This is a genomic window from Streptomyces sp. NPDC023541, from assembly GCF_055559995.1.
The window spans coordinates 352,595-373,910 of sequence record NZ_JBVHJO010000001.1; the positions used below are offsets into that span (position 1 = coordinate 352,595).

Below are 21,316 nucleotides of genomic sequence, written 5' to 3' on the forward strand. Positions count from 1 at the left end.
CTGTACCCCCGGCGGTCCCCCGGTCGGGGGGTCCGGAGCCGAACCCTTGACCTCTACTTTGGTTGAGGTCCTAGCGTTCGGGTCATGGACATGGAAGTCACCGCTTGGACCTCGCTGCACAGCGCGATCAACGCCCAGCAGGACCGTCGCCCCCTCTCCCGGGCCGGTCTGCGCCGCGTGGCCGCGTTCGCCCGCCCGCACCGCCGCGGGCTCGTTCTCTTCCTCCTGCTGAGCGTGGTGACCGCCCTGCTGGCGGTGGCCACCCCGGTGCTCGCCAGCCGGGTCGTCACCGCCGTCGTGGACGGCCGGGACGGCGCCACGGTGACGCGGCTCGCCCTGCTCATCGCGCTGATCGCGGTCGCGGAGGCCGGGCTCGGGCTGCTGGCCCGCCGGCTCTCCGCCACCCTCGGCGAGGGGCTGATCCTGGATCTGCGGACGGCGGTCTTCGACCACGTGCAGCGGATGCCGGTCGCCTTCTTCACCCGGACCCGGACCGGCGCCCTCGTCAGCCGCCTCAACAACGACGTCATCGGCGCCCAGCGGGCGTTCAGCAACACCCTGTCGGGCGTGGTCGCCAACACCGTGACCCTCCTGCTGACCCTCGCCGTGATGCTGAGCATCTCCTGGCAGATCACCCTGCTGGCACTGGTGCTGCTGCCCGTGTTCGTGCTGCCGGCCCGCCGGATGGGGGCGCGGATGGCGGCGATGCAGCGGGAGGCCTCCGCGCTGAACGCCGCGATGGGCACGCAGATGACCGAGCGGTTCTCGGCGCCCGGCGCGACGCTGGTCAAGCTGTTCGGCCGGCCCGCCGACGAGTCCGCGGAGTTCGCGGTCCGGGCGGCGCGGGTACGGGACATCGGGATCCGTACGGCGATGGCCCAGTCGGCGTTCATCACGGCCCTCACCCTGGTCTCGGCCCTGGCCCTCGCGCTCGTCTACGGACTCGGCGGGTACTACGCCCTGCGCGGGACCCTGGACGCCGGTTCCGTCGTCGCGCTCGCCCTGCTCCTGACCCGGCTGTACGCCCCGCTGACCGCTCTCGCCGGGGCCCGCGTCGAGGTGATGAGCGCGATGGTGAGCTTCGAGCGGGTCTTCGAGATCCTCGACCTGAAGCCCCTCATCACGCAGAAGCCGGAAGCCCGCCCGGTGCCGGAGGGGCCCGTGGCCGTCGAGTTCGACCGGGTGTCCTTCGGCTACCCGGCCGCCGACAAGGTCTCCCTCGCGTCGCTGGAGGAGGTCGCCGTCCTCGACGCCCGGGGCGGTACGCAGGTCCTGCACGAGGTGTCCTTCCGTGCCGAGCCCGGCCAGATGGTGGCCCTGGTGGGCTCGTCCGGCGCCGGCAAGTCCACCATCGCGCAGCTGCTGCCGCGGCTGTACGACGCGGACGCGGGGACGGTCCGGCTCGGCGGGGTCGACGTACGGGACCTGACGGCCGATTCGATCCGTGAGACGCTCGGCATGGTCACCCAGGACGGACACCTCTTCCACGAGTCGGTACGGGCCAACCTGCTGCTGGCCCGCCCGGACGCCACCGAGGAGGACATCTGGGAGGCCCTGCGCAGGTCCCGGCTGGACGGCCTCGTCGCCTCCCTGCCGGACGGGCTGGACACGGTGGTCGGGGAGCGCGGTTACCGGCTGTCGGGCGGGGAGCGGCAGCGGCTGACGATCGCCCGGCTGCTACTGGCACGGCAGCGGGTCGTGGTCCTCGACGAGGCGACCGCACACCTGGACTCCACGTCGGAGGCGGCGGTGCAGGAGGCCCTGGGCGAGGCCCTGGCGGGCCGGACCGCCGTGGTCATCGCGCACCGTCTGTCGACCGTGCAGGCGGCCGACCTGATCCTCGTGGTCGAGGACGGCCGGATCGTGGAACGGGGCACGCACACCGAGCTGCTGGCCGCGGGCGGCCGGTACGAGGAGCTGTACCGTACGCAGTTCGCCGCGGCGGACACGCCCGCCGGCATGGAATCCGGCGGCGCGGCACCGGTCCGGGGCGCATGATGCTGTGATGGACATCAAACTGGAACTCGTCGCCGTCCCCGTTACCGATGTGGACCGGGCCAAGGCCTTCTACGAGAAGATCGGCTTCAACGCCGACCACGACGTCACCGTCAGCGAGGACATCCGCTTCGTCCAGCTGACCCCGCCGGGGTCGGCCTGCTCGATCGCGATCGGCAGGGGCCTCACCCGGATGACCCCGGGAGCCCTCGACAACATGCAGGTCGTCGTCACCGACATCGAGGAGGCCTACGAGGACCTGCGCGGCCGGGGGGTCGAGGTGACGGAGATCCAGGACCTCCCGTGGGGCTCGTTCGTCTACTTCTCGGACCCGGACGGGAACGGCTGGGCGGTCCAGCAGACCACCCCGCGCAAGTCGGCGGAATCCGGGGCGTGATGTCCGCCGACCGCGGCCGGCGCCGGGCGGGACGCCGCGTCGCACGGTGCGGGGAGCACCGTGCGACGGCGTCCGGCGCGATCAGGCCTCCGCGGCGGCGTGGTGGTGGTCGAGCTCCCAGGCGTGGTGCTTGAACTCGTGGCGGAAGTCGGCGTGGTCCTCCCACTGGCGGGCGATACCGCGCAGCACGTCCCAGTTGTGCTCGACGGACTGGTCGATCACGCGGCGCATGGCGGGCTCGGCGGCTTCCCGCTTCTCGATGAGGCCCTTGATGGCCGAGGCCTCCAACACGGAGTTGCGCAGCGCGCGCAGGGCGCGCGAGGTGTCGTCCATCGAGAAGCCTCGATCGCTCCCCGTCCCCGCGTCGAACAGCGGGGTGAGCCGCGCCTCGATGAATGCGGTGATCCGCTCGAAGTGCTGCACGTCCATCGGGGCTCCCTCTCCTGCCGGACCACCATGTGACCCGGCGTCTCCACTGCTTGTGCCGTTCGCGGACATTATCCCCCAAGCCCCCACGGGCCCCGGTGCTGCAGGCCGCTGTGGTTCCGGAACCTGCCCGGCGTCGCCGGCGCGGCGGGCCGGCTGCGGCTGACGCAGCCGCCTACGGGGCGAGCAGGACGTCCAGTTCCTCCAGCGCGCCCACCGCGATCCGCCGGGTCAGTGCCTCGGCCCGGGCGGCGTCGCCCTCGCGGACCGCCTCGGCCACCTGGACGTGCAGGGTGACGGCGGCGGGGTCGGGGTCGTGGAACATCACCTCGTGTTCGGTACGCCCCGTCAGGACCTCCGCGACGACATCCCCGAGCCGGGCGAACATCTCGTTCCCGGAGGCGTTCAGCACGACGCGGTGGAAGGCGATGTCGTACCGCAGGTAGTCCTCGAGCTGGTGGCCGCGCGAGGTGCGGACCATGCCGAGGGCCGCCGCAGTGAGGTCGGCGCAGTGCTGCGGTGTGGCCAGGGTCGCGGCGAGCCCGGCCGCCACCGGTTCGATGGCGGAGCGCAGCACGGTGAGGGAGCGCAGCTGCCGGGGCCGGTCGGGGCCGGCGAGCCGCCAGCGGATCACCCGTGGGTCGTAGACGTTCCACGCGTCGGCCGGGCGCACGGTGACGCCGACCCGGCGGCGGGACTCGACCAGGTGCATCGACTCCAGGACCCGGACGACCTCGCGCACCACGGTGCGGGAGGCGTCGAAGCGTTCGGCGATCTCGTCCGTGCGCAGGACGCTGCCGGGCGGGTACTCGCCCGCGGCGATCGCGAGGCCGAAGGTGTCCAGCACATGGGAGTGCAGGCCCGGCCCTGAACCGCTTTCGGCGCCTTCGGTGGTCATGGCGCAAGCGTACGGGGACGCCCCCGGCAGAAGATATGACGTTTTCGACGCGAGGCTTGAATACGTACTATTTAATGCGCTTCAGTGGTGCAGCACGAACCGATGTCGACGAGGACGGCGAGGTGGACGTGAGCACGCAGCGCGTCATTGTGGTGATGGGCGTGGCCGGCACGGGCAAGACGACCGTGGGCCGGCTGCTCGCGGAACGGCTCGGCCTTCCCTACGCGGAGGGCGACGCCTTCCACCCGGCGGCCAACGTCGCCAAGATGGCGGCCGGCCACCCCCTGGACGACGCGGACCGGTGGCCCTGGCTGGACGCCGTGGGCGAGTGGATCCGCAACCGCGCCGGGACGTGCGGCGGGGTGATCGCCGCGTCCTCGCTCAAGCGCGCCTACCGCGACCGGCTGCGTGCCGCGGCCCCCCGGGCCGCCTTCGTGCACCTCACCGGCGAACGCACTCTGATCGGGGAGCGGATGGCGGCGCGCAAGGGCCACTTCATGCCCACCACCCTGCTGGCATCGCAGTTCGCCACGCTGGAGCCGCTCCAGGACGACGAGTTCGGCGTCGCGGTCGACGTGTCCGGTTCTCCGGAGGAAGTCACCGAACGGGCCCTGGCCGCGCTGCGCCGGCTCTGCGCCGCCGAGAACTGAGGGAACGTCATCGTGATCCGGTGGTCCGGCACCGCGCCGATCACCTCGGCCGGCAACACCCGGCTCAAGATCGCCGTCCTCACCGCCCTCGCACTCGTCGTCCTGCTCATCACCCGCCTGAAACTGCACGCCTTCCCGGCCCTGGCGGTCGGCTCGCCGGCCCTCGGCGTCTTCGCGGGCGCGCCCCTGGCCAAGACCGTCGCGAGCTTCACCGCCGGACTCGGCGCCACGGTCGATCGTGGACAACGTCCTTGCACGGGCCAGGGGCCGGGCCATGCCCCGGGCGATGGTGCTCATCGCCTGCTGTTCCCGGTGGTGCCGCTCGGGGCCGAGCGGGGGAACTACTCCCTGATGCGCATCGGCATCCCGGCGCCGGCCGGCCCGTCCGTGATGCACGGGCTGATACCGCCGCACCCCGCGCCCCTCGTCGCGATCGAGCGCTCCACGCGCACCTGGGCGTCCCTCGCGCTCGGTGTGGTCGTCGCGATCCCGACCGTGATCATCACCGGGCCGCTGTTCTCCCGGTACGCGGCCCGGTGGTTGGACGGCACGGTGCCGGAGGACACGATCGTCCGAGCACGCCCGACGGACGGCGCGGAGCACCGCCCGCGGTCCGGGGCGACCGCGTCCACCGTGTTGCTGCCCGGGGCCCCGCTGATCGCGCTGCTCACGGCGGTGCTCACGGGCATGTTCGCCCTCGGCCGGGCGGCCGGCTTCACCAGAGCGCGTCCTCACTCGCCGGCCGTCACGGATCCCGCAGTTGGGCGGAGGCGAGGGCGAGACCGCCCGCGGCCGTCGCGCAGCGGGCCGCGAGGTTCTCGACCTCGGCGCGCAGGGCTTCGGTCTCCCCGCCCTTCCATCCCGGTGACCAGGCCGCGGCCCCGCGCAGCCGGACCGCGTGCGCGCGCAGCGCGGCGGCGTGGTCGCGCAGGCTCCCGCCCGGGGGCCGCGCTGCCGGCCTGAGCGGCCGGGGGGTGCGGGGCGGCCGGTCCGCGACGCGGCGCCGGACGGGCCCGTGTTCGGGGACCGGCTCCGCCGGGGGCCGTACGGGCAGACCGGAGCCGCGGTCGCAGAAGGCCCACAGGGCGGCGCCGAGTCCGAGGAGCGGCCGGGCCGTCTCGGCCCGGCCGGTGGCGACCTGCCAGCCGGCGTGGTCGTTGAAGGGGTTCGCGTCGGTCAGGGCGTGCCAGGCGAGGATGTCGGCGAACGAAGGCGCCAGCAGGGAGAAGGCGTGCTCGGCGCCCCTCTCGCGCATGATGGCGCGGAACAGGCGGACGGCCTCGGCCTGGCGGCCGGCTTCGACGGCCCGCAGGACCGCCGCGGTGCCGGCGTCCTCCAGGAGTTCGGGGCGGTCGGCGCTCGCGGCCCGGATCCTGGCCTTGAGTCCGCAGACGGCGATGCTGATGGCAAAGCTCTCCCGGCCGGCCAGGACCCCCGCGAGGCGGCCGGCGCGGGCCGCGCCCCGGCCGCGCGCGGCCCAGCCGAGGCCCGCCGGGTCGGTGAGGGTACGCAGCAGGGTGCGCCAACCGCGCCTGCTGCGGCCTCCCCTGGCCAGCGCCGCCGCGGGCAGGCGGGTACCGAAGGCGAGGCCGGAGGCGTAGCGGGCGGCCTCGCCGACCGCGTCGGCGGCCTCGGCAAGGGCGCGGCACGGGGCATCGAGCTTGTCGACGTCCGGGGCGGTGGACGCGGAGGTCGCGGCGTCGGACATGGGTTCCTCGTGGGGGTTCGGCAGGGATCTGAGGGCGTGGACGGCAGGGCACGTGGTCCGGGTGTGGCGGCGCCGGCGCCACGACCCGGTCAGCGGCGGGTGAGGGTGAGCCGGACTCCGTGCGGGTCGAGCGTCATGGGCAGCGGTCCGACCGGGTCCAGGACCGGCCGGGCGCCCGTGATCCGGTGTCCGCGCAGCACCTCGGCGCAGAAGGCGGCCGTGATCATGAGCCCGAGCTGATCGCCGGGGCAGCGGCCGCCGCCGTGGCTGAAGGGTGCCATCCGGATGTCCCGGTCGGCGCCGGGGTTCTTCCACCGGCCCGGTACGAAGACATGGGCGGCCGGGACCCGTTCGGGGTCGCGCTGGTGGAACGCGGCGGGCAGGAGCACGGCGGTGCCGGCCGGGTGGCGCACTCCCCGCCATTCGGTCTCGCCGCGGGTGACGCGGATCAGGTCCGGCACCACCGGGTACAGGCGCAGCGACTCGCGGACGCAGGCCCGCAGCCTGGGCAGTTCGCCCCGGGCCGGACCGGCGGCGACCTCGGCGGACGCTTCGGCGGCGGCCGCGTCCTGTTCGCAGGGGTGCGCGCCCAGCAGGAGCAGCGTGCGCAGCAGTGTGTCGGGCACGGCGTCCATCGCCAGGAGCCACAGCCGGGCCTCGTCGGCGGGGTCGACGGCGCCGTCGGGATCGGTGGTGTCCACGGGGCCGGCGTGGCGGACGGCGCGGCCGGCGAGGGTGTCGTCGCCAGCGTGCCGGACGTACCCCCCGATGCGTGCGCGGGCCTTGTCGTGCACCGACCGTGCGGCGCGTGTCCGGCTGCCGCGCGGGCGCCCGTCCTCGGCGCGCAGCTGGGTGAGCCATCCGGCGAGTTCGTCGTCCTCGGCGGCCGGGTCGCCCAGGACGATCCGCCGGGCGGCCCGGTTCACGGCGTGCCGGGCGCGGGCGAGTTCGAGGGTGCCTGCGGCGGTCAGGTGCCGGGCCTCCTCGGCGACGACCGTGAGGATCGGGCCGGCGGCGGGGTGGACGGGCAGGCCCGCGGCCAGCACGTCGGCGCTCATCCGCCGCCGTTCCGGGCGCTGTTCACCGCGGGCGCAGCCGGGGGCGTCGCCGTTCCCGCCGGGCTCGTGCGTACTCAGGCCCCGGCACTTCTGGGGCGGGTCGGCCGCGAGGACGCTGAGGGGTTCGGCGTAGAAGCGGCGCAGGTCCAGCGGGTCGAGGAGGACGAGGACCGTCTGGCCGGACCGGGTGCGTACGAGCGCGGGCGCGTCCCCGTGGCGTGCGCGCAGGGCGCGGAGCGTGGCGGCGGAGGCGCGGACCTCGCCCGGCCGGCGGCGGGATCGCGGCCGGCCGGCGGCGGTGAGCAGGGCGCCGAGGGAGGCGAACACGGTGGCCGCGGCGGCGGGGGTCCCGGCGGGCGCGAGGGCCGCGGCGGGGCCGGTCGGCGCGGCGACGGCCGTCCGCCGGAGCGGTTCCTTCACCGTCCGCCGGCCGGGGTCCTGCGCGCCGAACGGCGGCACGGCCGGAGCGGGGTCCGCGAGCGGCGCCCCGCCCCGCAGTGACCGGCCGGCCCGCTCCGTGGGGCGCGGCCGGGCGGCCGGTCCGGCGTGCGAACCGGCCTGGCCCCGCGTGGACCGCACCGGGAGCCCGGTCCGTTCCGCGAGGGCCCGTACCCGGGCCTTGAGCCCGTCGAGGGCGGCCCCTTGGACCGTACGCATCCGTGTACCTCCGCGGCGGGAACGACGACAACGGTCGGTGACATCGGCATCACCGTACGTCCCGTCCGCTGAGCGCGCGCCCCGAGGGCCAGGCCGTGTCTCGTCGTCGATCCGGCGGCGATCGACACGACACGGCCTACGCCAGGGGGACCCCGTTCGGCGTGCTGCGCCGGGCCGGTCCGTGCGGGGCGAAGACCGCCTCGCGGAAGGTGGTGCGCAGCGGGCCGACGGCGGCCGGGAGGAGGACCGCCCACCGGTGGTGGCGGGGGGAGATCCAGACGGCGGGGCCCGGGTCGGTCGGGGCGTGGTGGGTCCAGACGCCGTGCGGGGCGGGGTGCCAGAGGAGCCCGCGGGCGGGGGTGAGTTCGCCCGTGCGGATGCGGAGGGACTCGGCCGTCCAGGCGCGGGTGAGGGGCTGCGGGCCGGACGCGTGGTCCGGGTCGTTCGTCTCGTTCGCGGCACTCGCGGCACCCGCGGCACCCACGGCACTGGCGGCACCCGCGGCGCCCCCGGCCCTTGGGGCAGTCGGGGCACTTGGGGCAGTCGGGGCACTCGGGGCACTCGGGGCACTCGGACGAAGGAGGTGCCTCAGGAAGAGGGCGAGGTCGGCGAGGGGCGCGCGGAGGGTGCCGTCGGCGAGGCGGGTGCGGGTCATGCCCAGCGGGTTCCAGACACGTGCGGCCGCGACCTCGGCGAGGGTGCTGCCGGCGAGGTGTTCGACGAGGCGGGTGAGAGCGGCCGTGCCACCGGGGCGGGTGAGGAGGTGGTGGGCGGTCGTCCCGGCGGGGGTGCCCGACGCGGCCTCGTCGCCGTACGCGGCCAGCGGGGTGTGCAGCCGCAGCGCGCCCTCGTCGACGAGGGTCCCGACCGCCGGCCACAGGGCGAGGACGGCGGTGAGGCCGCCGACGTCGAAGACCTCGTCCGCGCCGTCCGAACACGCCTGTGGGCCGTCGGGTCCGCCGACGGCCCACACCGCTCCGGGATCGGCGGACTCCACGAGGGCTCGGACGGCGTCTGCCTGGTCGCTCAGGAGCGTCATGGTCGCTCACGCTAACGACCCGGGCCACCGGCCCGTGGCAGGTCGTGCGAATCGGCCGGTCCCGCCACCCGAATGGGCCGGAAAGGCCCGGGACCCCGGACCGGAAGGAGGGGGCGGGGCCGGTCGGCACCCCGCCCCCTCACCGCGTCAGCTCTTGTCGGGGCGGTCGGTCACCCGGAGGGTGTTCAGCAGGGGTTCGCCGAATCCGGAGTGCGTCACGAAGCGGACGTTGAGCACCCCGTCCGTGACCGTGACCGTGTACGTGCGGGTCAGGGCCTTGTAGGTGCCCGCCTCCAGCGCGATGTCGAGGGAGGGCAGGACCTGCGTGCCCTCGGCGAGGACGTCGAAGACCCGCTTGTTCGGCTTGGTGGAGGAGAGCTCCGCGAAGCCGAGTTCCACCGTGTAGGTGCCGTTCGGCACGTTGTCGAAGCGGTACTCGTACATGCCCTCACGGGCGCTGCGGAAGAGCCGCTGCTCGTCCGTGCCGGCGATGGTGCGGCCGGTGGACTGGACGGTGCCGTTGCCCTGGTACCCGTAGGAGCCCGCCGTGTACTTGCGGTCCGGGGACCAGGCGTCGCCGAGTGCGTCGGTGGAGCCGTAGCCGGAGCCCGCGTCCAGGCCGACCTGGTAGCGCGGGACGACGACCTTGACCGGGACGGTGAGCACCGGGGTGCGGCCGCTCGTGGAAGCAATCTTCAGGTCGGCGGTGAGGACCGTGCCGGGAGCCAGTCCGGTCGTGTCGACCGAGAGGGTGACCGGGGCCTTCCCGCCCGTCGGCAGGTCGCCGCCGGCGGGTGTGGCCGTCAACCAGGCCGCGTCCTCGGACACCGTGAACGCCGTGCCGAGGCCCGGGTTGGTGAGGTCCAGGGTCCGGGTCCGTTGCTGGCCGGCCGGGAGCACGACCTCCAGAGCCGGCTGCGACGCCGTCACCTTGCCGGTGCGCAGGGACCGCGTCACCGTCGTGACGTCGGCGGCCTTGACCTCCACCGCGGCCGTGGCGGGCTCGTACTGCGCCGCCGCGAGGGAGACGGTCCGCGAGCCGGAGGGGCTCTGGACGACGTACCCGCCGTCCACCGCCGTGGTCGCCGACACCGCGGTGTCGCCGGTGCCGACGGTCACCGTGGCCCCGGCGACGCCGTTGCCGTCGTTGGCGTCGAGCACCCGGCCGGCCACCACGCCGCTCTTGGTGGTGCGGAAGGCGATGGACAGGCCGTCGGTGATGACCGGGGTGTTGAAGGAGTACTTGAAGGCGTCGGTTCCGGTGGCGTTCTCCACGCCGACCGTGGCCGTGGAGCCGCCCTTGATGCCGGTGCCGCCGGTGCCCTTGTAGGAGTAGGTGACGGTGCCGTCCTCGCCGATCGCCGCGGAGAAGGAGAACTTCTCGGCCTGCGCCGACCAGTGGGCCACCTCGCGCCACTCGATCACGTAGCTGCGGTGCGGGGCGGTGCCGGTGACCGCGGTGAAGACGCCGGAGCCGCTGCCCGCCGCGCCGACGACCAGGTCGTCCCAGAAGGGGTAGAGGGAGGCGTTGGGCGTGGCCGTGCTCGGGAGGTCCCCGTTGATGTCGCCGGTGTGGTTTCCTCCGAAGCTGACCGTGCCGTTCGTGCCGATCCAGGCCTGGGCGTACGTCTTGCCGTACAGCGGCAGCGGGAAGGGCAGGTCGACCCGTTCGGTGGTGTTGTCGCCGGTGAGCGCGAGCTGCCGGCTGCCCGCCGGGTACGGCCGGTCGCCTGCGGTGGCGCAGGCGTAGCCGTAGCCGTCGGTGCGCTCGGGCAGGTTCACGGTGACGGTGGTGTCACCGCCGACGGTGACCTCCGCCGTGCCGGCGCCGAGGCAGCGGGAGGCGTGGGTGGCGTTCACCCGGTAGGTGCCGTGTGGCAGGGTGGCCTCGAAGCGGCCCTGTGCGTCGGCGGTCGCGGTGACCGGGGTGTCGGCGATGGTGACGGCGGCCCCCGCGGCCGGCCCGGAGGCCGAGGCGACGGTGCCGGTGACCTTGCCGGAGGCCGCCTGGGTGAGGGTGAAGTCGCCGGTGGCGGTGGCGTTCTCGGTCACGGTGGCGGTCGCTGTCTGCTGCCCGTAGCCGAACTTGGCGGCGGTCAGGGTGTACTCGCCCACCGAGAGGGCCGGGAAGGTGTAGCTGCCGTCGGCCGCCGTGGTGGTCGTACGGTCGATCGGGCCGTCGGCGGTGACCTTCACGCCCGCGAGCGGCTGGCCGCCGGAGCGGACGGTGCCGCCGAGGGCGCCGATCGCGCCGCGCGGGGCGGCGTTGACGGCGGCGAGGACGTCGAGCCGGCCTTCGCCGAAGACGTTGTTGTCGGCGGCGTTGCCACCGCACTGGCTGCTGTCGGTGTCCAGGGCGGTGCCGTCCAGGAGGGACTCGGTCTGCGCGATGTCGCCTTCGAGGGACGGGGCGGCGGACCACAGCAGGGCCACGGCGGCCGCGGTGTGCGGCGAGGCCATGGAGGTGCCGGAGAAGGCCTCGTACGCGCCGCCGGGGACGGAGGAGCGGACGTTCACGCCCGGAGCGGAGATGTTCGGCTTGACGATGCCGCCGGGGCCGGCGCCGCGCGAGGAGAAGGACGCGATCGCGTTGTTGATGTCGAAGGCGCCGGAGCTGTAGGAGCTGGCGTAGTCACCCGGTGAGCCGCTGGTGGAGCAGCCGGGTCCGGCGTTGCCGTTGGAGAACGCCGGGAAGATGCCGGCGGCCCGCCAGGTGTCGACGATCTGCTGGTACCAGGCGTCGCCGCCCGTGCCGCCCCAGGAGTTGTTGACGATGTGCGGGGCCAGGTCGGGGCGCGGGTTCTGCCCGTTCAGGTCGGTCGGGGCGACGATCCACTGGCCGGAGGCGAGCAGGGAGGCCTCGGAGCAGGAGTTGGACTCGCAGCCCTTGGCGGCGATCCACCGGGCGCCGGGGGCGACGCCGATCTTGTTGGCGCCGCCGTCGTCGCCGACCATCGTGCCCATGGTGTGGGTGCCGTGGTCGTTGTTGTCGCACGGTGCGGCGCCCGCGCACACGCCCGCCGGATCGAACCAGTTGTAGGCGTGGGAGTAGCTGCCGTCCGCGTTCTTGCCCCGGTACCGGTCGGCCACGGCCGGGTGCGTGAAGTCGACGCCGCTGTCGATGTTGGCGACGACGACGCCCTCGCCGCGGACCCCGATCTGGTCCCACACCTGCGGGGCCTTGATCCGGTCGATGTTCCACTCGACGGCGTCGGCGACGGCCTTCTCGCGCTTGCCCTCGGTGGGCTTGGGGAGGTCGACCTTGTCGTCGGCGTCGATCCGGGCCACCTCCGGGCGCTGGGCGAGGGTTCCGGCGAGCTTCTCGCCGCCGACGACGCGCACGGCGTTCACGATCCAGTACGAGGTGTACTCGGCCCCGGCGCCTTCCAGGGCCTTGATGACGTCGGCCTGGCTGCGCGCGGCGTGGTCCTTCTTCGTCCTCAGCACGGTTTCGGCCTTGGCGGCGCGGGTCTGCTGCTTCCCCGCGGCGGTGAGGTCGGCGGCGCTGTCGAGGTAGACCCAGAAGACGGCCTTGGCCGAGCCGTCGAGCTGGGCGCGGAGCTTGGGTTCGATCTTGCGCTCGGCCGCGCTCGGCGCGCCGGGGCCGGGATCCGGTGCCGCCGCGGCGACGCCCGCGCCGACCGGGAGCAGCAGGACCGAGGTGAGGGCGGCGAGCGCCGTGCGTAAGGACCGTGCGGGCCGGCCCGGCCTTGTGGGCCGTAGGGCTCGTGAGGACCGCTTGTCGCGTTGGGCCACGTGTTGTCTCCTCGTACGCCGTGTGCGGGATGTGCGGGAAGGGTGCGCGTGACGTGCGCGGGTCATGCTGAAGTAGGCGTCATGCTCATTACAAGAGGGCCTTATGAGCCGTCCTCGGCCGCACGGACCGGCGCGGCGCCCCGGTGGCCCTTCCGCGCCGGGCGCGCCAGCCTGAAGGCATGACCGTGCCCCCCGAGCCGCCTGACACCCCGCCCGAGCCCGGCACCCCGCCCGAGCCCGCCGTCCCGCTCGCCTCGGCGCGCGGCCGGTGGATCCTGCTCACCACGGTGCTCGGCTCGACCATGGCCATGCTGGACGGGACCGTGGTGAACGTGGCGCTGCCGCGCATCGGGGAGGACCTCGACGCCGATCTGGCGGTGCTCCAGTGGACGGTGAACGCCTATCTGCTCACCCTGGCCGGGCTGATCCTGGTCGGCGGCTCACTGAGTGACCGCTTCGGCCGGCGCCGGATCTTCACGCTCGGTGTGGTGTGGTTCGCCGTCGGCTCGCTTCTGTGCGGCATCGCGCCGAACGCCGGGGTGCTGATCGCCGCCCGGGCCCTGCAGGGCATCGGCGGGGCGCTGCTGGCGCCCGGCTCCCTGGCCCTGATCCAGGCGTCGATCCGCGCCGAGGACAGAGGGCGTGCGATCGGCCTGTGGTCGGGGTTCGGCGGGGTGGGTGCCGCGGTGGGGCCGTTCCTCGGCGGCTGGCTGGTGGACGGGCCCGGCTGGCGGTGGGTCTTCCTGCTGAACGTTCCGCTGGCCGCGGTGTGCGTGCCGGTCGCCCTGCGGCACGTACCGGAATCCCGGGACCCGCAGGCGCACGGGCGGTTCGACGTGGCCGGCGCGGCACTCGGCGCGGGCGCTCTGGGGCTGGTCACCTACGCGCTGATCGAGGCCCGGTCCGGATCGGCGGCGGTGACCGTCGCGGCGGTGCTCGGGGTCCTGCTGGGCGCCGCCTTCGTGTACACGGAGCGGCGGCGGACCGACCCGATGGTGCCTCCGGACATCTTCGCGTCCCGGCTGTTCACCGCGGTCAACCTCGTCACCCTGTGCGTGTACGCGGCCATCGGAGGGTTCTTCTTCCTCGTCGTGCTCCAGCTCCAGGTGGTGTCCGGCTACTCGGCGCTGGCCGCCGGGGCCGCGATGCTGCCGACGACCCTTCTGATGCTCCTGCTGTCGGCGCGCTCGGGTGAGCTGGGGGAGCGGATCGGACCACGCGTCCCGCTCACGGTGGGGCCGGTGCTGTGCGCGGTGGGGACGCTGCTGATGCTGCGGGTGGGGCCCTCGGCCTCCTACGTACAGGACGTGCTGCCCGCGATGGTCGTGATTGGCATGGGCCTGGTGGCCCTGGTCGCCCCGCTGACGTCCACCGTGCTGGCCTCGGTGGACCCCGGCCGGGCGGGACTGGCCAGCGGCATCAACAACGCGGCGGCGCGCGTCGCCGGGCTGCTCGCGGTGGCGGCGCTGCCGCTGCTGTCCGGGATGGGACCCGAGTCGTACCGCTCGGCGACCCAGTTCGACGCCGCGTTCGGGCGGGCCATGCTCTGGTGCACCGGGTCGTTCCTGGCCGGTGCCGCCGTGGCCTGGGCGACCGTACGGAGCCCCGTGTCCAAGGCGTGCCACCCGCAGTGCCGCACGTACTGCGCGGTGTCGGCCCCGCCGCTCGAACCCCGCGAGCAGGGTGACCGTACGACGCCGGGCTGAACCAGTGCTGGAGCGCGACCGCCGATCTGGTGGCGGGCACGGCCGTCGCCGCCGTCGGACTCGTGCGCGCGGCGCGCGTACGACGGACCCGCGGCCTGCCGCCTGCCGGTGGCGCCTGTGGGCACCAGTGGCGGTCGGCACCGCGACGGCGGGGCCGGGAACCGGCCGCCGCGGGCCGCTGATCGACCGAAAGTTACCTAGACGTATGTAGTGACTTCACACGCACCCAGCAGTAGAACTCGTTCCCATTCCATCGAGAGTGAGGGACGTCACATGGGTGACAACACCCTGCCTGAGAGAGGCTCCAAAGGCATTTCACGCCGCGGATTCATAGGTAGAACAGGTTCCGTCATCGGGGCTGTGGCCCTTGCCGGTCACCTCGCTCCCGCGGCGGCGCGGGCGGCGGCCGCCGCCGCACCGGGACCGATCGCTGACGGCGTCCGCGTACCGGTCCTGGTCATCGGCACCGGCTACGGCGGGTCGGTCGCGGCACTGCGGCTGGCGCAGGCCGGAGTGGACGTGCAGATGATCGAGATGGGCATGAACTGGGACACCCCCGGACCGGACGGCAAGGTCTTCCCGAAGGTGACCAGTCCGGACTACCGCTCGTTCTGGCTCCGCACGCGGACCAAGGCACCGCTCAGCAACTTCCTCGGCTTCCCGATCGACAAGGACGTCCCCACGTACACGGGGGTCCTGGACGCCGAGGACTTCGCCGGCATCACGGTCTACCAGGGCCGCGGCGTCGGCGGCGGTTCGCTGGTCAACGGCGGCATGGCGGTCACGCCCAAGCGGGCGAACTTCGCCGCCGTCCTCCCGTCGGTGAACGCCGACGAGATGTACGACACCTACTACCCGAGGGCCAACGCCGGTCTGGGCGTCGGGATGGTCGACCCTGCCTGGTTCGACACCGCCGACTGCTACCAGTTCTCCCGGGTCGGCCGCAAGCACGCCCAGCGGTCCGGCTTCGCCTGGACCTTCGTGCCGGACGTGTACGACTGGGACTACATGAAGCGGGAGGCCGCGGGCACCGCCACCAAGTCCGCCCTGGCCGGCGAGATCCTCTACGGCAACAACGCCGGCAAGAAGTCCCTCGTCCAGACCTACCTCGCGCGGGCCAGGGCGACCGGCAGGGTCACCGTCTCGCCGCTGCACAAGGTCACCACGGTCTCCCCCGCCGCGGGCGGCGGCTACACGGTCGCCATCGACCAGCTCAACACCACCGGCGACACCGTGGCCACCAAGACCGTGACCGCCGACCGGGTGTTCTTCGCGGCCGGCAGCGTCGGCACCAGCAAGCTCCTGGTCAAGCTGAAGGCCACCGGAGCACTGCCGAACCTCAACGGCGAGGTCGGCAAGGGCTGGGGCGAGAACGGCAACGTCATGTGCGGCCGCGCCAACCACATGTGGGACCCGACCGGCAAGCTCCAGTCGACCATCCCCTGCTCCGGCATCGACAACTGGGACGCCGGCGGCGCGTTCGCCGAGGTCGCCCCGCTGCCCACCGGGATCGAGACCTACGCCTCCTTCTACCTGTCGATCACGAAGAACCCCAACCGCGCCGAGTTCACCTGGAACGCGGCGACGGGCAAGGCCGACCTGAGCTGGCAGACGGCTTGGAAGCAGCCGTCCATCACCATGGCCAAGACCATCTTCGACAAGATCAACTCGAAGGAGGGGACGATCTACCGGACCGACCTGTTCGGCGGCAACAAGATCTGGAACGACACCCTCACCTACCATCCGCTCGGCGGCGCCGTCCTCGGCAAGGCCACCGACAACTACGGCCGTCTGCACGGCTACACCGGTCTGTACGTGATCGACGGCGCGCTGATCCCCGGAAACGCCAGCGTGAACCCGTTCGTCACCATCACCGCGCTCGCCGAGCGCAACATCGAGAAGATCATCGCCACAGACCTCTCGTAGGGCCGCGTCCTCCCCCCAGCGGCCGGGGCCGTTCGGATGCGCCGAACGGCCCCTTCTCCACGTTCCGCTTCTTCACGTTCCGCCGCGCCCTGCGGGCTCAGTGCCCGGGCAGCACGCAGACGCTGTCGAGGCCCAGCACGTGGTTGAGCCGCCCGAAGGCGAGCCAGGACCCGATGCTCATCGTGAGTTCCACGATCTCCAGCTGGCTGTACCGCGCGGTCATCCGGTCCCAGAACTCGTCGTCGAGCCCGTGGTGGTCGAGGGTGTACCGCTCGGCGTACTCCGCCGCCAGCCGGGTGCGCTCGTCGAACGCCTCGGTGGTGCGCCACTCGGTGACCGCGTCGGCGAACTCCTCCTCGACTTTCTGCCCGTCCCGTTCGGTGCGCCAGTCCAGGCAGAACACGCACCCGTTGATCTGCGCGACGCGCAGCCGGGCCGCCTCGAACTCGCGCAGCCCCAGCGTGGTGTGGGCGTACACGGACAGGGAGAAGTTCGCGGCGGCCATGCCGATCCCGGGGACCATGTCGCCCCACACGTACTCGATCGGGTGCTGGCCTTCGGGGATGTCGATCCTCATGACGGTTTCCTTCCGAGTCTGCCGGTGGCGGGGCGCAGCGGGACGTCGAGGGCGTCGTAGAGTCCGGGCTCCGCCTCGGTGAGCCAGTCGATGGCGCCGACGAGTCGGCCGACGGCGGTGGCGTTGCCGCCCGCGGCGCGGTTCTCGCCCTCGTCGGTGGCCTCGACGGTGACCTCGATGCGGGGGCGGCCCTCGATGACGACGCGGTGGGCGCCGGCGCCGCCGTCCGGCGGCAGGGGCCAGTCCGGTGCGCACGAGGCGTGGATACGGGTGACGTGCTCGATGACGATGCGCGGCTCGCCGGCGACGATGCCCTGGACCTCGAAGCGGATCGCGCCCTGGGTGCCCGCCTCGAACACGCCCATGCTGCGGGTGGTCACGGTGGTGTCGAGGGCGCGGCGCTCCGACGTCTCACGGATCTCGTCGAGTTCGACGCCGAGCGCCCGGGCCATCATCCGTATCTGGCCGCCCCAGACCATCGTCGGGATCGAGGGCATGAGCATCATCGGCTCGAAGTCCATGGGGTGGCCCATGCCGACGAGGTTGCGGACGGAGTCCGGCTGGTCGTAGGTGGAGTAGTCGAAGATCTCCTGGCAGCGGATGGCCTCGATCGTGGTGCCGAGTCCGCTGATCAGGAGGGGAAGTACGTCGTTGCCCCAGCCGGGGTCGACGCCGGAGGCGAAGAGCGAGCCGCCGCCCGCCGCCACGGCCGCCAGCACCGGGTCGCGGAACTCCGGCGGCGCGCTGCGGTGGTCGTACAGCGGGTAGAGGGCCGGGCTGACGACGACCGCGCCCGCCCGGATCGCACGGGTGATGTCGGCGAGGGCCTCGTCGGGCCGGACGTCACCGGACGCGGCGTACACCACGGCCCTGGGACGGCCGGCCAGTACCGCTGCGGCGTCGTCGGTGGCCTCGACCCCCAACAGGCGGTCAAGCCCGCCGAGTTCGCCCGCGTCGCGGCCGACCTTGGCTGGATCGTGGACGATGACTGCGGACAGTTTCAGCGCGGGATGGGCCGCGACGGCGCGGATGGCCAGACGGCCGACGTTGCCGGTACCCCAGACAACCGTGGGAATCATGCGCGGAGGGTAGCCATCGCCCCCGCACCTTTCCATAGCCGCGCGGTCCGAACTCGCGCGGCCGGGGCGGCTACTGGTTCTGGCCACCCAGGACGAAGAGGAGGTAGACGAAGAAGGCGAAGAGGTGGCCCACGAAGAGGTAGGCGATCAGCCGGATGATCAGGCCGCGCGGAAACTTGGCCTCGAAGCGCGCGCGTACGCCGACGGGCTCGTCCGCGGGGGGCACGGGGGTCATGGGTGGGCTCCTCGCCTATCGGTGGTGCGTGGTGGTCGTGGCCCCGCCGAGGCACAGCCCGGCGAGGCTGCTCTGGAGCAGGGTGTGGACGAACAGCAGGTCGGCCCCGCCGGAGGAGGCCGCCCCGATCCGATGCGGGGTGAGGGAGTCGAAGTGGGCGCTGTCCCCCGGCTCCAACAGGTGTTCGGCCTCGCCCAGGTGCAGGCGCAGCCGGCCGTCCAGTACGTACAGCCATTCCTCACCGGGATGGACGCGGACCAGGTCGTCCGGACCGCGGCCGTGCGGGACGTGCACGCGCAGCGCCTGCATCCCGCGCCCGGCGCCGCCCGCCTGCCAGTACGTCCAGCCGTCGGCCTCGCGGGCTCCCGGACCGCCGGCCCGTACGATGGGATCGGCGACGGCGGAGGTCTCGCCGAGCAGCTCGGAGACCGTCGTACCGTAGGTGCGGGCGAGCCCCAGTAGCAGCGGCAGCGAAGGCTGGCGCCGACCGGTCTCCAGCCGGGACAGGTGGGCGGGCGAGAGCCTGGCCCGGGCGGCGGCGGCCTCGAGGGTGAGACCGGCGCGGCGGCGCAGCTCGCGCAGCTGCGGCGCCACGGCGGGCAGCTCGTCGGCGGCGTCTTCCGAGCCGGGGGCGGGACCGGTGTTCATGTCCCCGATTGAGCCAGAATCTTGCCCTCCTGGCAAACCTGCTTACCTCTGAGGCAAATCACCGTGGCATGCGGCTCTGCCGCTACCACCAGCGGACGGGGTACCGCGGCGCTGCCCCGTGCAGGCGGGAGGCGGCGAGAGCGCCGAGGACGAGCATCAGCGTGGCGCCGAGCAGCAGGGGGACGAACCGCGCGGCTGCCGGAGTCTGCAGCACGACGACCACGGCGGTGGCGCAGGCGGGCGAGTGCGGGGTCCGGGCGAGGCTCGTGGCGGCGAAGGTGAGCCCTCCCGCAAGTGCCGCGCTCCAGGGGCTGCTCGGCGCTGCGGCGAGGACCGCGTAGCCGGCCGCGGCACCGAGGAGGTGGGCGACGACGACGGTCCGGGGCTGGGCCGTGGGCAGGGTGGGGGTGTGGTGGAGGACGGCGGCGCTCGCGGCCAGGGACGGTATGAGGACCGGTTCGCGGATCATCGCGCCGACGGCGGCGAGGGCGAGGAGGACGCCGGCGACCGCACCGGTTCCGGGGAGGGCCCCGACCACGGCGGTCCGGGCACGGTGGAGGAGGCGCCCGGACCCCTTCGGGGGCGGTGCGTCGTCGCGGGGCGGTGCGTCGTCGCGGGGCGGTGCGTCGTCGCGGGGCGGTGCGTCGTCGCGGGGCGGTGCGAGGCCGGGTAACGGCCGGCGGGTCAGCACGGAGTCGAGGTCCACGATGGCGGCTCCTGGCACGGCGGATCACGGTCACAGTCACGGTCACGGCGGTTGCCGTCGCCGTCGCGATCGCCCTCGCGGTCGCGGTCGGCGGAAAGGACGGAGCGGGCCGTCGTGGTGCGTGCCTGCCGTCACGGGCCGGCACGTGGACAGCCACCCTGCACCGCCGGTCTATCGCGGCCCTATGACGGTTCCGTGGTCCGCTCTCCACAGGCCGCCGGCCCTTCGCCGGCTGCCCTCAGAGGGCGTTCCCCTGGGCCAGGACCGTCTCGACGGTGTCGGCCTGCTCCGCCGCCTTGTCCGGGCGGTGCCTCACCACCCGCGCGAAGCGCAGGGCCACTCCGGCCGGATAGCGCGTCGAGCGCTGCAGGCCGTCGTAGGCGATCTCCACCACCAGTTCGGGCCGGACCCGTACGGTGAACCCGTCGTCCGAGGTGGCGAGCGCGCGCAGCGCCTCCGTCTGCCAGCGCAGCATCTCGTCCGTGAGGCCCTTGAAGGTCTTGCCGAGCATGGCGTAGGTGCCGTCGGCGGCCCGCGCCCCCAAGTGAAGGTTCGAGAGCAGTCCCGTGCGCCGCCCGTGGCCCCATTCGGCGGCGAGCACGACCAGGTCCAGGGTGTGCACCGGTTTCACCTTCAGCCAGTGCTTGCCGCGCCGACCGGCCGCGTAGGCCGATTCCAGGCCCTTGACCACCACGCCCTCGTGACCGCGGCGCAGGGTCTCGGCCCAGAACTGCACGGCCTCGGCCTCCTGCGCCGCCGGGTCCCGCACCTCCAGGCGGCCGACCCGGGCGCTCTCGGGCACGAGGGCGGCGAGGGCCGCGTACCGCTCGCGGACCGGGAGGTCGAGGAGGACGTCGTCGCCGACGGCCAGGACGTCGAAGAAGTAGGGGACCACCGGGAGCGTCCGCCGGGCGGCGTCCACGTCCACCCGGGAGCCGACCCGGCTCGCGATCTCCTGGAAGGGGACCGGGCGGCCGTCCGCCGTCTGCCCGATGACCTCCCCGTCGAGGATGAACCGCTCCCCCGGCAGCGCGCGGGCGAGGTCCGCCACTTCCGGCAGCCGCCCGGTGATCTCGTCGAGAGAGCGCGTGTAGACCCGTACGTCGTCCCCCTCTCGGTGGACCTGTACGCGGATCCCGTCGAGCTTCTCCTCCACCGCGCACGGGCCGAGCGCCGCCAGTGCCTCGGTGACCGATGGGGCCGTACCCGCCAGCATCGGCTGTACGGGCCGCCCGACCCGAAGGGTCACGGCGCGCAGCGCCGCGGGGCCGTCGGCCAGCACCGCCTCGGCCACCCGCGGCAGGGAGCCGTCCAGCATCACCGCGCGGCGCAGCTCGGCGGCGGGTACTCCGGCGGCCGCGGCCACGCCGTCCAGGGCCACCGCGTCGAGGGCGCCCTGGCGTACCTCGCCGGACAGCAGGCTGCGCAGGAAGGCCTGCTCGGCCCCGGTGGCCGCGCCGAGCAGACCGGCGACGATCCCGCTGCGCCGGGCGGCGGACCCGGCGCCGGCCTCCGCGACGAGTCCGCTCACCGCCGCGTCGACGTCGCGGACGGTGAGGGTGGGCTCGGGTGCCGGTGCGATCTCCTGGCCCAGAGTGCGCCAGCCGATGCCGGGACGGCCCTGCGGGAGGCGTCCGGAGAGGTAGGAGATGACCAGCCCGGCCTCCTCGGGGGGAGCCGCGGCGAACAGTTCCGCGAGCAGCGCGGTCTTGCGGGACCGGGCGGAAGTGGCGGCGACTTCCCGGGACACACGGGCGACCTCGGCCAGCAGCATGCGGCCATCCTCCCGCTGTACGGGGCGCCGCGCAGGTCGGACGCCCGTACCGCCGGTGCGGTGGACGGGTGGGGCACTCGT

General features: G+C 73.7%; 18 protein-coding genes and 1 pseudogene. 7 read left to right on the forward strand and 12 right to left on the reverse strand.

The window, feature by feature from the left end:
- The first annotated feature begins 84 nt into the window (after positions 1-84).
- Positions 85-1,998 (forward strand): ABC transporter ATP-binding protein, encoded by a 1,914-nt coding sequence (locus ACZ3X1_RS01680; protein WP_362631616.1) that lies wholly within the window; start codon positions 85-87, stop codon positions 1,996-1,998.
- Positions 1,999-2,005: 7 nt separating this feature from the next.
- The gene (locus tag ACZ3X1_RS01685) at positions 2,006-2,392 is read left to right on the forward strand and encodes a VOC family protein (RefSeq protein ID WP_356815947.1); all 387 of its coding nucleotides are present in this window, start codon (positions 2,006-2,008) and stop codon (positions 2,390-2,392) included.
- Between the two features lie 81 nt (positions 2,393-2,473).
- On the opposite strand, the gene ACZ3X1_RS01690 is transcribed toward ACZ3X1_RS01685, so the two are convergent.
- The gene (locus ACZ3X1_RS01690) at positions 2,474-2,821 is read right to left on the reverse strand and encodes a hypothetical protein (protein WP_356816027.1); all 348 of its coding nucleotides are present in this window, start codon (positions 2,819-2,821) and stop codon (positions 2,474-2,476) included.
- Positions 2,822-2,993: 172 nt separating this feature from the next.
- The gene (locus ACZ3X1_RS01695; RefSeq protein WP_467275579.1) at positions 2,994-3,716 is read right to left on the reverse strand and encodes a FadR/GntR family transcriptional regulator; all 723 of its coding nucleotides are present in this window, start codon (positions 3,714-3,716) and stop codon (positions 2,994-2,996) included.
- A gap of 128 nt (positions 3,717-3,844) precedes the next feature.
- Here ACZ3X1_RS01695 and ACZ3X1_RS01700 point away from each other — a divergent pair, with 128 nt between their 5' ends.
- Positions 3,845-4,366, forward strand: a complete 522-nt coding sequence (locus tag ACZ3X1_RS01700) for a gluconokinase (protein ID WP_356816028.1) — start codon at positions 3,845-3,847, stop codon at positions 4,364-4,366.
- 9 nt (positions 4,367-4,375) lie between these two features.
- A pseudogene (locus ACZ3X1_RS01705) lies at positions 4,376-5,095 on the forward strand (GntT/GntP/DsdX family permease); the annotation flags it as partial.
- Between the two features lie 16 nt (positions 5,096-5,111).
- Here the strand turns inward: ACZ3X1_RS01705 and ACZ3X1_RS01710 are convergent.
- The 4 genes from ACZ3X1_RS01710 to ACZ3X1_RS01725 form a co-directional block, all read right to left on the reverse strand.
- On the reverse strand, positions 5,112-6,074 hold the full coding sequence (locus ACZ3X1_RS01710; protein WP_467275581.1) for a hypothetical protein: 963 nt from the start codon (positions 6,072-6,074) through the stop codon (positions 5,112-5,114).
- 89 nt (positions 6,075-6,163) lie between these two features.
- A complete protein-coding gene (locus tag ACZ3X1_RS01715) occupies positions 6,164-7,789 on the reverse strand; it encodes a cytochrome P450 (RefSeq protein WP_467275582.1) in 1,626 nt (541 codons plus the stop codon).
- Between the two features lie 136 nt (positions 7,790-7,925).
- The gene (locus ACZ3X1_RS01720) at positions 7,926-8,828 is read right to left on the reverse strand and encodes a hypothetical protein (RefSeq protein ID WP_467275584.1); all 903 of its coding nucleotides are present in this window, start codon (positions 8,826-8,828) and stop codon (positions 7,926-7,928) included.
- A 147-nt stretch (positions 8,829-8,975) separates the two neighbouring features.
- Positions 8,976-12,584 (reverse strand): S8 family serine peptidase, encoded by a 3,609-nt coding sequence (locus ACZ3X1_RS01725; protein ID WP_467275586.1) that lies wholly within the window; start codon positions 12,582-12,584, stop codon positions 8,976-8,978.
- Between the two features lie 179 nt (positions 12,585-12,763).
- On the opposite strand from ACZ3X1_RS01725, the gene ACZ3X1_RS01730 reads away from it, so the two are divergent.
- The 3 genes from ACZ3X1_RS01730 to ACZ3X1_RS01740 all read left to right on the forward strand — a co-directional run bounded on the left by ACZ3X1_RS01730 (position 12,764) and on the right by ACZ3X1_RS01740 (position 16,216).
- On the forward strand, positions 12,764-14,290 hold the full coding sequence (locus ACZ3X1_RS01730; RefSeq protein ID WP_467275588.1) for an MFS transporter: 1,527 nt from the start codon (positions 12,764-12,766) through the stop codon (positions 14,288-14,290).
- On the forward strand, positions 14,287-14,472 hold the full coding sequence (locus ACZ3X1_RS01735) for a DUF6629 family protein (protein WP_467276284.1): 186 nt from the start codon (positions 14,287-14,289) through the stop codon (positions 14,470-14,472). The genes ACZ3X1_RS01730 and ACZ3X1_RS01735 overlap by 4 nt, the downstream gene beginning before the upstream one ends.
- A 91-nt stretch (positions 14,473-14,563) precedes the next feature.
- Positions 14,564-16,216, forward strand: a complete 1,653-nt coding sequence (locus ACZ3X1_RS01740; RefSeq protein WP_467275590.1) for a GMC oxidoreductase — start codon at positions 14,564-14,566, stop codon at positions 16,214-16,216.
- 97 nt (positions 16,217-16,313) lie between these two features.
- Here ACZ3X1_RS01740 and ACZ3X1_RS01745 read toward each other — a convergent pair whose 3' ends face one another.
- From ACZ3X1_RS01745 to ACZ3X1_RS01770, 6 genes are all read right to left on the reverse strand, one after another.
- Positions 16,314-16,793 (reverse strand): carboxymuconolactone decarboxylase family protein, encoded by a 480-nt coding sequence (locus ACZ3X1_RS01745; protein ID WP_356815503.1) that lies wholly within the window; start codon positions 16,791-16,793, stop codon positions 16,314-16,316.
- Complete coding sequence (locus tag ACZ3X1_RS01750) at positions 16,790-17,872, reverse strand: NAD(P)H-dependent amine dehydrogenase family protein (RefSeq protein ID WP_467275592.1); 1,083 nt, start codon at positions 17,870-17,872, stop codon at positions 16,790-16,792. Before ACZ3X1_RS01750 ends, ACZ3X1_RS01745 begins: the two co-directional genes overlap by 4 nt.
- Positions 17,873-17,942: 70 nt before the next feature.
- Positions 17,943-18,107, reverse strand: coding sequence for a DUF6126 family protein (locus tag ACZ3X1_RS01755; protein ID WP_167751146.1), 165 nt, complete (start codon positions 18,105-18,107; stop codon positions 17,943-17,945).
- 15 nt (positions 18,108-18,122) lie between these two features.
- Entirely contained in the window at positions 18,123-18,755 is a 633-nt protein-coding gene (locus ACZ3X1_RS01760; protein WP_362631591.1) for a helix-turn-helix domain-containing protein, read from the reverse strand.
- Between the two features lie 82 nt (positions 18,756-18,837).
- The gene (locus tag ACZ3X1_RS01765) at positions 18,838-19,461 is read right to left on the reverse strand and encodes an HPP family protein (protein WP_467275594.1); all 624 of its coding nucleotides are present in this window, start codon (positions 19,459-19,461) and stop codon (positions 18,838-18,840) included.
- A gap of 238 nt (positions 19,462-19,699) precedes the next feature.
- Positions 19,700-21,235, reverse strand: coding sequence for an ATP-dependent DNA ligase (locus tag ACZ3X1_RS01770; protein ID WP_467275596.1), 1,536 nt, complete (start codon positions 21,233-21,235; stop codon positions 19,700-19,702).
- Positions 21,236-21,316 lie beyond the last annotated feature (81 nt).

What these genes read in the sequence shown, in the direction of transcription:
- ACZ3X1_RS01710 (WP_467275581.1), bottom strand. Translation starts at nt 6,074, where the DNA reads ATGTCCGACGCCGCGACCTCCGCGTCCACCGCCCCGGACGTCGACAAG.
- ACZ3X1_RS01720 (WP_467275584.1), bottom strand. Translation starts at nt 8,828, where the DNA reads ATGACGCTCCTGAGCGACCAGGCAGACGCCGTCCGAGCCCTCGTGGAG.
- ACZ3X1_RS01740 (WP_467275590.1), top strand. Translation starts at nt 14,564, where the DNA reads ATGGGTGACAACACCCTGCCTGAGAGAGGCTCCAAAGGCATTTCACGC.
- ACZ3X1_RS01745 (WP_356815503.1), bottom strand. Translation starts at nt 16,793, where the DNA reads ATGAGGATCGACATCCCCGAAGGCCAGCACCCGATCGAGTACGTGTGG.
- ACZ3X1_RS01715 (WP_467275582.1), bottom strand. Translation starts at nt 7,789, where the DNA reads ATGCGTACGGTCCAAGGGGCCGCCCTCGACGGGCTCAAGGCCCGGGTA.
- ACZ3X1_RS01770 (WP_467275596.1), bottom strand. Translation starts at nt 21,235, where the DNA reads ATGCTGCTGGCCGAGGTCGCCCGTGTGTCCCGGGAAGTCGCCGCCACT.
- ACZ3X1_RS01690 (WP_356816027.1), bottom strand. Translation starts at nt 2,821, where the DNA reads ATGGACGTGCAGCACTTCGAGCGGATCACCGCATTCATCGAGGCGCGG.
- ACZ3X1_RS01685 (WP_356815947.1), top strand. Translation starts at nt 2,006, where the DNA reads ATGGACATCAAACTGGAACTCGTCGCCGTCCCCGTTACCGATGTGGAC.
- ACZ3X1_RS01760 (WP_362631591.1), bottom strand. Translation starts at nt 18,755, where the DNA reads ATGAACACCGGTCCCGCCCCCGGCTCGGAAGACGCCGCCGACGAGCTG.
- ACZ3X1_RS01750 (WP_467275592.1), bottom strand. Translation starts at nt 17,872, where the DNA reads ATGATTCCCACGGTTGTCTGGGGTACCGGCAACGTCGGCCGTCTGGCC.
- ACZ3X1_RS01695 (WP_467275579.1), bottom strand. Translation starts at nt 3,716, where the DNA reads ATGACCACCGAAGGCGCCGAAAGCGGTTCAGGGCCGGGCCTGCACTCC.
- ACZ3X1_RS01755 (WP_167751146.1), bottom strand. Translation starts at nt 18,107, where the DNA reads ATGACCCCCGTGCCCCCCGCGGACGAGCCCGTCGGCGTACGCGCGCGC.
- ACZ3X1_RS01730 (WP_467275588.1), top strand. Translation starts at nt 12,764, where the DNA reads ATGACCGTGCCCCCCGAGCCGCCTGACACCCCGCCCGAGCCCGGCACC.
- ACZ3X1_RS01680 (WP_362631616.1), top strand. Translation starts at nt 85, where the DNA reads ATGGACATGGAAGTCACCGCTTGGACCTCGCTGCACAGCGCGATCAAC.